Origin of the sequence: Sphingomonas sp. (genome assembly GCF_051962185.1) — a bacterium.
In the GTDB taxonomy this organism is placed as follows: Bacteria; Pseudomonadota; Alphaproteobacteria; order Sphingomonadales; family Sphingomonadaceae; genus Sphingomonas.
This window is the reverse complement of the sequence record NZ_JBQCCN010000297.1, coordinates 1-8,055: the sequence shown is the minus strand read 5'-3', so window position 1 is coordinate 8,055 and position 8,055 is coordinate 1. Positions and strand designations below refer to the sequence as shown.

The window sequence follows — 8,055 nt, the reverse complement described above, 5'->3', positions numbered from 1 at the left end:
GCCGGAGAATTCCTGGATATATTGGAACGCCTGGTCGAGGCTGCCGAGCAGCGGACGCGCGGTCAGCATCGCGATGATGATCGCTGCGATCGCCGTCACCCGGCCGACCAGCACCAGATGCTTCTCATGCTCGACCGACCCCTCGGCATCCTCGGCGCGGGTCCGGATCCGCTTCATCTTGGCATAGATGTCGAGCGTGAAGATCGTCGCGATCGAATTGATCTTGGACGCGGTCGACGCGACGATCGCGGCGATCAGGGCGGCGAACACCAGGCCGAGCAGGCCGGTCGGCAATAGCCGCATCATCGTCGGATAAGCCTGGTCGGGCTTGGCCAGCCCCGGCGCCAGCACCACCGCGGCGATTCCCGGCAGCACGATGATCACCGGCATCAGCAGCTTGAGGAAGCCCGCGAAGACCACGCCGCGCTGCGCTTCGGGCAAGCTCTTGGCCGCCAGCGCGCGCTGGATGATGTATTGGTTGAACCCCCAATAGCTGAGGTTGGCGATCCACATGCCGCCGACCAGCACGGCGATGCCCGGCAGATCCTTGTAATGCGGGTTGTCGGGCGAAAGGATCATCTCGAAATGGTCGGGCACGCGGCGCGTCAGTTCGGTGAAGCCGGCGATGATACCGGCGTCGCCGCCGATCTTGCCGAGCGTCAGCCAGGCGATGACGAGACCGCCGAGCACCAGCAGGGTGACCTGGACGATATCGGTCAGCGCCACCGCCTTGAGCCCGCCACGGAGCTGATACAGCAGAGCGAAGGCGCCGAGCCCGGCCAGCGCCAGATCCTGATTGAGGCCGGTCACCTGGGTGACCGCGATCGAGCCGAGCCAGATGATCGAGGTCAGGTTCACGAACACGTAGAGAATCAGCCAGAACACCGCCATCACCGTGCGGATGGTCGGCCCGAACCGCTGTTCGAGGAACTGGGGCATGGTGTAGATCTTGTTGGCGAGGAAGATCGGCAGGAACCATTTGCCGACGATCAGCAAGGTCGCCGCCGCCATCCATTCGTAGGACGCGATGGCGAGACCGATGGCATAACCCGAGCCCGACATGCCGACGATCTGCTCGGCCGAGATATTGGCCGCGATCAGCGACGCGCCGATCGCCCACCACGGCAGGTTCTTGGACGCGAGGAAATAGTCGGACGAATCCTTGGTATGCCCCGCTTTCTCGCGGCTGACCCATTGCGCCAGCCCGAAGATACAGACGAAGTAGATCAGGACGACCGCTATATCGATGGTGGCGAGCTGCATTCGCTTTCCCTTCCCCTCCGGCCCCCCGCTCGCTATGTCAGATTAAGCGCCTGGCCAATTATATGATCTATGGTATCTAACAGTGCCGACGGGGAGTATGCAAGCGATGTCGACCGATCCGGATGAAGTTCGTACCTCGCTGGGGCGCAATCTGACCTATGGATTGCTCGACGCGCTGGGCAAATCGATCGTCACCGGCGGCTATGACGGCAAGGCGTTCCCGACCGAGGCCGAATTGTCCAAACAGCATGGCGTCAGCCGTTCGGTGACGCGCGAGGCGGTCAAGATGCTGACGGCGAAGGGCCTGGTCAGCGCGCGCCCGCGCCAGGGCACGATCATCGAGCCCGCGAGTTCGTGGACCCTGTTCGATCCCGACGTCCTGCGCTGGCTGCTCGACCGCAAATTCTCGATCGAGCTGTTGCGCAATTTCAGCGAGTTGCGCAGCGCGATCGAGCCTTCGGCGGCGGCATTGGCCGCGACTGCGGCCGACCAAGCCGGGCTTCACGTGATTCGGGCGGGTTTCGACCGCATGAAGGCGGCGGAAGCGGGCGAGGACGACACGCTGGAGGCCGACATCGCCTTCCACCTCGCGATCCTGCGCGCCTCGGCCAATCCGTTCTTCGCCCAGTTCCGCGACGTCGTCGCGACCGCGCTTCGCACCTCGATTCGCTTCACCAACCGCATCCAGGGCCGCACCGCCGACCTCGAGGCGCACCGCGCGGTGATGGTCGCGATCGAGGCGCGCAAGCCCGAGGCCGCGCGCAAGGCGATGGCCAAGATCATCGACGAGGTCATGGCGCTGATCGCCAACCCGCCGACGGCTTGAAAGCTCAGGACAGATCGACAATCGAGCCAATCCTCCCCCGCCAACGCAGGCGCAGCCTGACGGAGGGGGCGGCAGCACGACGGCGGGTTGTAGACGCCCTCCCCCTCCGTCGCCTTCGGCGCCACCTCCCCCTGGGCGGGGGAGGGTGGAATGACCACAACGCCCGACGACGCGAAGGTGAGAGAGGTTTAGCTCTCGGGATCGATCGCGATCCTGGAGAGCCCCCTATTTCGCCGATGGCACCATCGCGACCACGCCCTTCGGCGCGCGGGCGTTGGCGCGGATCAGGTCGGTTTCGCGTTCGCGATAAGGCGTGCCGTCGGCGCGGAACACTTCGTGGAACCAGATCGTCGGCTCGCTCAGCACATAGGGTTTCTGCCAGCTGTCCCAGGGCAAGCGCGTCTGCGTCTTGCCGTCGACGAATCCCCAATTGATCATCGCGACATTGTACTTCTTGCCGATCGGCAGCGAGCCGTCGAACGTCGATCCGTTGCCGCGCGCCATATATTCGGTGCACAGCACCGGGCGGCCCCAGGCGACCAATTGCTTCACCCGGCGTTCGAAAGTCTCGGGCCAATTGTAATCGTGGAACGTGATGACGTCGGATTCGCCGAGCTGGAGCTTTTCCATCGGCGTCAGCCTGGTGCTGCTCGGCGCCCAGTCGTCGTGCCACCACACGCCGCTGGTCAGCGGCTGGACCGGGTCGACCGCGCGCGCCCAGTCATAGACCTGCGCGAGCAAGGCGCGGACCAGCGGCTCCTTGCCTTCCTGGCCCTTGTATTGATCGGCGGGATTGTCGGGCTCGTTCCACAGATCCCAGCCGAGGATGCGGTCGTCCTTCGCGAAAGCGCCGACCACGCCCTGGACATAGGCCTTGAGGTCGCCATAGCGCGCCTTGTCGCGCAATTCCGCCATGCCGGGCGATTGCACCCAGCCCGAATTGTGCACGCCGGGGATCGGTGGATGCTGCGGCCCGAGCTTGGGATCGGGATCCCAACAGCTATCGAACAGTACGAACAGCGGGCGGATGCCGTGGCGCGCGGCGATCGTCAGGAACTGATCGATGCGGCGCTTGAATGCTTCCGGATCCTGTTTCCAGAGCTGGTCCTGCAGGAACACGCGCATCGTGTTCATGCCGATGCCCTGCGCCCAGCCGAGCTCGCGATCGATCCGCACGGGATCCCAGGTCTCGGCCTGCCACATCTCGAACTGATTGATCGCAGAGGCGGGAATATAATTCGATCCGACCAGCCAGGGCTGTTTGGCATACCAGGCATTGGCCTGGGCCTTGGTCCATTGCGGGCGCGCCTGCGCCGTCGCGGGAACGAGCGCGATCGCGGCGGCCGCGACGAGCAGGGAAAGGCGATTCATGGTCGAGAGCTCCGGTTAACGACGGGTGCGGGCAGGACGGGCGGCGCCCTGGCCTGTGGTCAGGCGATAGGTCATGACGTTGCGATAGACCTGCCCCGGCGCGAGACGCGCGGAGCCGAAGGCCGGCTGGTTGGGCGTGTCGGGAAAGATCTGCGGTTCCATCACGATGGCGTCGCCTTCGCGATAGATGCGCTTGGCCTTGCCCGACGAAGTGCCGTCGAGGAAATTGCCCGAATAGAATTGCAGGCCCGGCTGGTTCGACCACAATTCGAACCCGCGCCCCGATTTGGGGTCATAGACCCTCGCCATCAGATGCTGGCCCGGCGTGACGCTGCGCCCGATCACCCAATTGTGATCATAGCCGCGACCGTAGACGAGCTGCTGGTCGCGGGCATCGCGCACCCGCTCGCCGACGGCACGCGGGGTGCGGAAGTCGAACGCGGTGCCGGCGACCGGACGGAACTCGCCGGTCGGGATCGCGCCGTCGTCCGTCGGCAGATAGCTATTGGCCGGGATCGTCACCATCAGGCCCATGGCTCCGTTGTCCGAGCCCTCGCCCGACAGGTTCCAATAAGCGTGGTTGGTGATGTTGGCGATCGTCGGCGCGTCGCTGGTCGCGCGATATTCGATGCTGAGCGCGTTGTTCTCGTCGAGCGAATAGGTCGCGTCGACCGTCATCGTTCCCGGATAGCCCTGATCGCCGTCGCGGCTGACGTAGCGCAGGGTCACCGAGGCGGTCGGCCCCGATTTGGTCGAGACCACCGACCACAGCACCTTGTCGAAGCCGATCGTGCCGCCGTGGAGCGAATTCTTGCCGTTGTTGACCGGCACGCGATAGTCGCGCCCGTCGAGGGTGAAACGCCCGCGCGCGATGCGATTGGCGAAGCGCCCGACCGTCGCGCCGAAATATTGCGGCGTGCGCAGATAATCGTCGATATTGTCATAGCCGAGCATGACGTCCGCCCGCTTGCCGTTGCGGTCGGGGACGACGAGCGATTGCAGCGTCGCGCCATAAGCGATGACCGTCGCCGAAACGCCCGCCTTGTTGGTCAGCGTGACCGCCGGCACCGCGCGCCCGTCGGGCAGGCGGCCGAAAGTCGATTGATGCGCCTCGGCAGCCATCGCCGGGGTAGCGACGCCGATCAGCAATGCAGCGAGCGCGATCGAGCGCAGGGCCATGTCAGTCTCCTTCATCCGCGATATTGATAGGGGGTCCGGCCGCGACAGCCGGGATCGACCTCGAACAGGCGACCCGCTTCGGCCTCGTCGACGCCATCGGCGGCCGAGGTCACGAACATCCGGTCGAGCGCGTCGCCGGCGAATGCGATATTGGTGATCTGCGACGCCGGCAGCGCGATCGTCCGCTCGCGCCGGCCGTCGGGATCGAACCGGGCGACGCACGACCCACCCCAGCAGGCGACCCACAGATGGCCGTCGGCGTCGAGTGTCATGCCGTCGGGGTGGCCCCAGCCGGGCTCGAATACGATATGCGGCGTGCGCGGCCCGACGCTGCCGTCGTCATGCACCGGATAGCGAAACACCGTGTCGAGCGCGGTGTCGGTGTGGAACAGGAAATCACCGTCGATCGCCGGGCCGTTGGGGATGGTATAGCCGTCCTCGATCCGCGTCGCTCGGCCGTCGGGGTCGAGCCGATAGAAGGCGCCGCTCGGCCGGTCGCAGGAAAAGGGCATCGATCCCGCCCATATCCGTCCCGCGGCATCCGCCTTGGCGTCGTTGAAGCGATTGCCGTCGCGCTCCGGCTCGGGCGCCGCAATCGGGTCGATCGTCAGCGGGTCGAGCGACAGCGCCACGAACGCGCGGCCGAGGCCGGCGACGAACCCGCCCTGCGCGCGCTCGACCAGCCAGCCGATCGTGTCGGGCATGTCCCAGCTGTCGACGCGATCGTCGGCCAGGCGCAGGCGATTGACTCGCCGCCCCAGGATGTCGACCCAATAGAAGGCGCTTTCCCGCGCGGACCACAGGGCCCCTTCTCCGAGCTTGTCGCGGCGGTCGCGCGCGATGATCCTGACGTCGTTCATCAATGGCTGTCCCGGGGAAGGCCGCGCTGGGCGATACGCTGATATTTGACCGCCGGCTCGAGCACCGCGCCGGTGTCGAACTGCCCGGTCAGCCCGCGCTGGATCTCCTGCCACGGCGTATGCGAGTCGGGTGTGACGGCCCGTTCGACCGCGGCCAGTTCGGCGCGGCGGCGATCGAGCTCGGCCGCGTCGACCAGCATGTCGGCGGTGCGCCGGGCGAGGTCGATGCGGACGCGGTCGCCGGTGCGCACCAAGGCAAGCCCGCCGCCGACCGCCGCCTCGGGCGCGGCGTTGAGGATCGACGGGCTGCCGCTGGTGCCCGATTGGCGCCCGTCGCCAATGCAGGGCAGCGCATGGACGCCGCTGCGGATCAGCGCGGCGGGCGGCTGCATGTTGACCACTTCCGCGCCGCCCGGATAGCCGACCGGCCCAGCGCCGCGCATGATCAGGATGGTGTGCTGGTCGATCCCGAGCGCGGGATCGTCGATGCGGTGGTGATAATCCTCCGGCCCGTCGAACACCACGACGCGGCCCTCGAAGGCATCGGGATCGTCGGGATTGGAGAGATAGCGGGCGCGGAATTCGTCGGAGATGACCGACAATTTCATCACCGCGCCGTCGAACAGATTGCCCTTGAGCATGGTCAAGCCCGCATGGGACTTGAGCGGGCGATCGAACGGCCGGATCACTTCCTCATCGGCGATCCAAGCCTCGCCGACATTTTCGGCGACGCTGCGGCCGTTGGCGGTGAGTACCGATCCGTCGATCAACCCGGCGCGATAGAGCTCGCCCATCACCGCCGGCACGCCGCCCGCGCGATAATAATCCTCGCCGAGATACTCGCCGGCCGGCTGGAGATTGACCAGCAGCGGCACGTCGGCGCCCGCCTCTTCCCAATCGGCCAGCGTCAGGTCGACGCCGATGTGGCGGGCGATGGCGTTGAGGTGAATCGGCGCGTTGGTCGACCCGCCGATCGCCGAATTGACGCGGATGGCATTGACGAACGCCTCACGCGTCAGGATGTCCGAGGGCTTGCGATCCGCGCGGACCATCTCGACGATCCGCCGCCCGGTTTCCCAGGCGCATTCCTGGCGGTCGCGATACGGGGCCGGAATCGCAGCCGAACCGGGCAGCGACATCCCCAATGCCTCGGTCAGCGAGTTCATGGTCGTCGCCGTGCCCATCGTATTGCAATAGCCGGTCGACGGCGCCGAGGAAGCCACCAGCTTGATGAAGCCGGCATAATCGATCTCGCCGGCGGCGAGCATCTCGCGCGCTTTCCACACGATCGTGCCCGACCCGGTGCGTTCGCCCTTGTGCCAGCCGTTGAGCATCGGCCCGACGGACAAAGCGATCGCCGGGATGTTCACCGTCGCCGCGGCCATCAATGCCGCCGGCGTGGTCTTGTCGCAGCCGATGGTCAGCACCGCGCCGTCGAGCGGATAGCCGTACATCACCTCGACCAGGGAGAGATAAGTCAGGTTGCGGTCGAGCCCGGCGGTCGGCCGCTTGCCCGTCTCCTGGATCGGATGGGTGGGAAATTCGATCGCGATGCCGCCGGCATCGCGGATGCCTTCCTTGACGCGTTGCGCCAGCACCAGATGATGGCGGTTGCACGGCACCAGGTCGCTGCCCGACTGGGCGATGCCGATGATCGGTCGATCGGTTTGCAGTTCCTCGAGACTGAAACCGTAATTGAGATAGCGCTCGATATAGAGCGCCGTCATGTCCGGATTGTCGCGATTGTCGAACCACGCGCGGCTGCGCAGCCGGGGGCGATCGGTCATGCCGCGCCTCCCACATCCGCGCGCCGCAACTGCAATTCCATCGGCCCCCTCCGTCGTTCGTTTTCCCCGATTTCCGGGTCGTTGTCATTTGGGTTGATAGCGCCAACCAACATGGATAGAAACCCTATTTATATTATAAAAAGATCGCAAGGAATAATGGATGACATCGGCCGAAACCGTGGAAGGCATTGAAAAGACGCGTGATCCCATCAGGGTCGGCGTGATCGGAATCGGCAAGATCGCGCGCGATCAGCATCTTCCGGCGATTGCGGCGTCGCCCGACTTCGCCCTGACCGCGGTCACCAGCCGTCACGCGGGGGTCGACGGCGTGCCGAGTTTCCCGTCGATCGACGCATTGCTCGAACAGGGGCCGATGGTCGATGCGATCTCGATCTGCACCCCGCCCGAAGGACGTGACGAGATCGCCGCGCGGGCGCTCGCGGCGGGCAAGCATGTCATGATCGAAAAGCCGCCCGGCGCGACGGTCAGCGAGGTCAAGGCACTGATCGACCAGGCGCAGGCCGCGAACCTGGCTTTCTACGCGAGCTGGCATTCGCGCGAGGCGGCGGCGGTGGCGGCGGCGCGCGACTGGCTGCGCACCCGCACGATCCGGTCGGCGGCGATCGCCTGGCGCGAGAATATCCGTAAATGGCATCCGGGGCAGGACTGGATCCTGGCCGCCGGCGGGTTCGGCGTGTTCGATCCCGGCATCAACGCGCTGTCGATCGCGACCGCGATCCTGCCGGGCCGTCTCGCCGTACGCCGCGCC

The 8,055-nt window shown here is 66.0% G+C and carries 7 protein-coding genes; 2 read left to right on the top strand and 5 right to left on the bottom strand.

Annotated features, from left to right (window positions below):
• The coding region (locus ACTHJR_RS18275) for a sodium:solute symporter family transporter (RefSeq protein ID WP_440524821.1) at positions 1–1,263 on the bottom strand (1,263 nt) is incomplete at its 3' end.
• Between the two features lie 106 nt (positions 1,264–1,369).
• Between ACTHJR_RS18275 and ACTHJR_RS18270 the strand changes: the two genes are divergently transcribed.
• Positions 1,370–2,089, top strand: coding sequence for a FadR/GntR family transcriptional regulator (locus ACTHJR_RS18270; protein ID WP_440524819.1), 720 nt, complete (start codon positions 1,370–1,372; stop codon positions 2,087–2,089).
• 225 nt (positions 2,090–2,314) lie between these two features.
• Here ACTHJR_RS18270 and ACTHJR_RS18265 read toward each other — a convergent pair whose 3' ends face one another.
• The 4 genes from ACTHJR_RS18265 to ACTHJR_RS18250 are packed head-to-tail and all read right to left on the bottom strand — an operon-like array spanning position 2,315 to position 7,286.
• Positions 2,315–3,460: a cellulase family glycosylhydrolase gene (locus ACTHJR_RS18265; RefSeq protein WP_440524817.1), complete on the bottom strand. Its 1,146-nt coding sequence runs from the start codon at positions 3,458–3,460 to the stop codon at positions 2,315–2,317.
• Positions 3,461–3,475: 15 nt separating this feature from the next.
• Positions 3,476–4,639: an aldose epimerase family protein gene (locus tag ACTHJR_RS18260; protein WP_440524816.1), complete on the bottom strand. Its 1,164-nt coding sequence runs from the start codon at positions 4,637–4,639 to the stop codon at positions 3,476–3,478.
• An 11-nt stretch (positions 4,640–4,650) separates the two neighbouring features.
• Positions 4,651–5,499, bottom strand: coding sequence for an SMP-30/gluconolactonase/LRE family protein (locus ACTHJR_RS18255; RefSeq protein WP_440524814.1), 849 nt, complete (start codon positions 5,497–5,499; stop codon positions 4,651–4,653).
• Positions 5,499–7,286, bottom strand: a complete 1,788-nt coding sequence (locus ACTHJR_RS18250) for an IlvD/Edd family dehydratase (RefSeq protein ID WP_440524812.1) — start codon at positions 7,284–7,286, stop codon at positions 5,499–5,501. Before ACTHJR_RS18250 ends, ACTHJR_RS18255 begins: the two co-directional genes overlap by 1 nt.
• A gap of 160 nt (positions 7,287–7,446) precedes the next feature.
• Here ACTHJR_RS18250 and ACTHJR_RS18245 point away from each other — a divergent pair.
• Positions 7,447–8,055, top strand: a 609-nt coding sequence (locus ACTHJR_RS18245; protein ID WP_440524810.1) for a Gfo/Idh/MocA family protein, incomplete at its 3' end; no start/stop codon positions are given.

What these genes read in the sequence shown, in the direction of transcription:
- ACTHJR_RS18270 (WP_440524819.1), top strand. Translation starts at nt 1,370, where the DNA reads ATGTCGACCGATCCGGATGAAGTTCGTACCTCGCTGGGGCGCAATCTG.
- ACTHJR_RS18265 (WP_440524817.1), bottom strand. Translation starts at nt 3,460, where the DNA reads ATGAATCGCCTTTCCCTGCTCGTCGCGGCCGCCGCGATCGCGCTCGTT.
- ACTHJR_RS18260 (WP_440524816.1), bottom strand. Translation starts at nt 4,639, where the DNA reads ATGGCCCTGCGCTCGATCGCGCTCGCTGCATTGCTGATCGGCGTCGCT.
- ACTHJR_RS18255 (WP_440524814.1), bottom strand. Translation starts at nt 5,499, where the DNA reads ATGAACGACGTCAGGATCATCGCGCGCGACCGCCGCGACAAGCTCGGA.
- ACTHJR_RS18250 (WP_440524812.1), bottom strand. Translation starts at nt 7,286, where the DNA reads ATGACCGATCGCCCCCGGCTGCGCAGCCGCGCGTGGTTCGACAATCGC.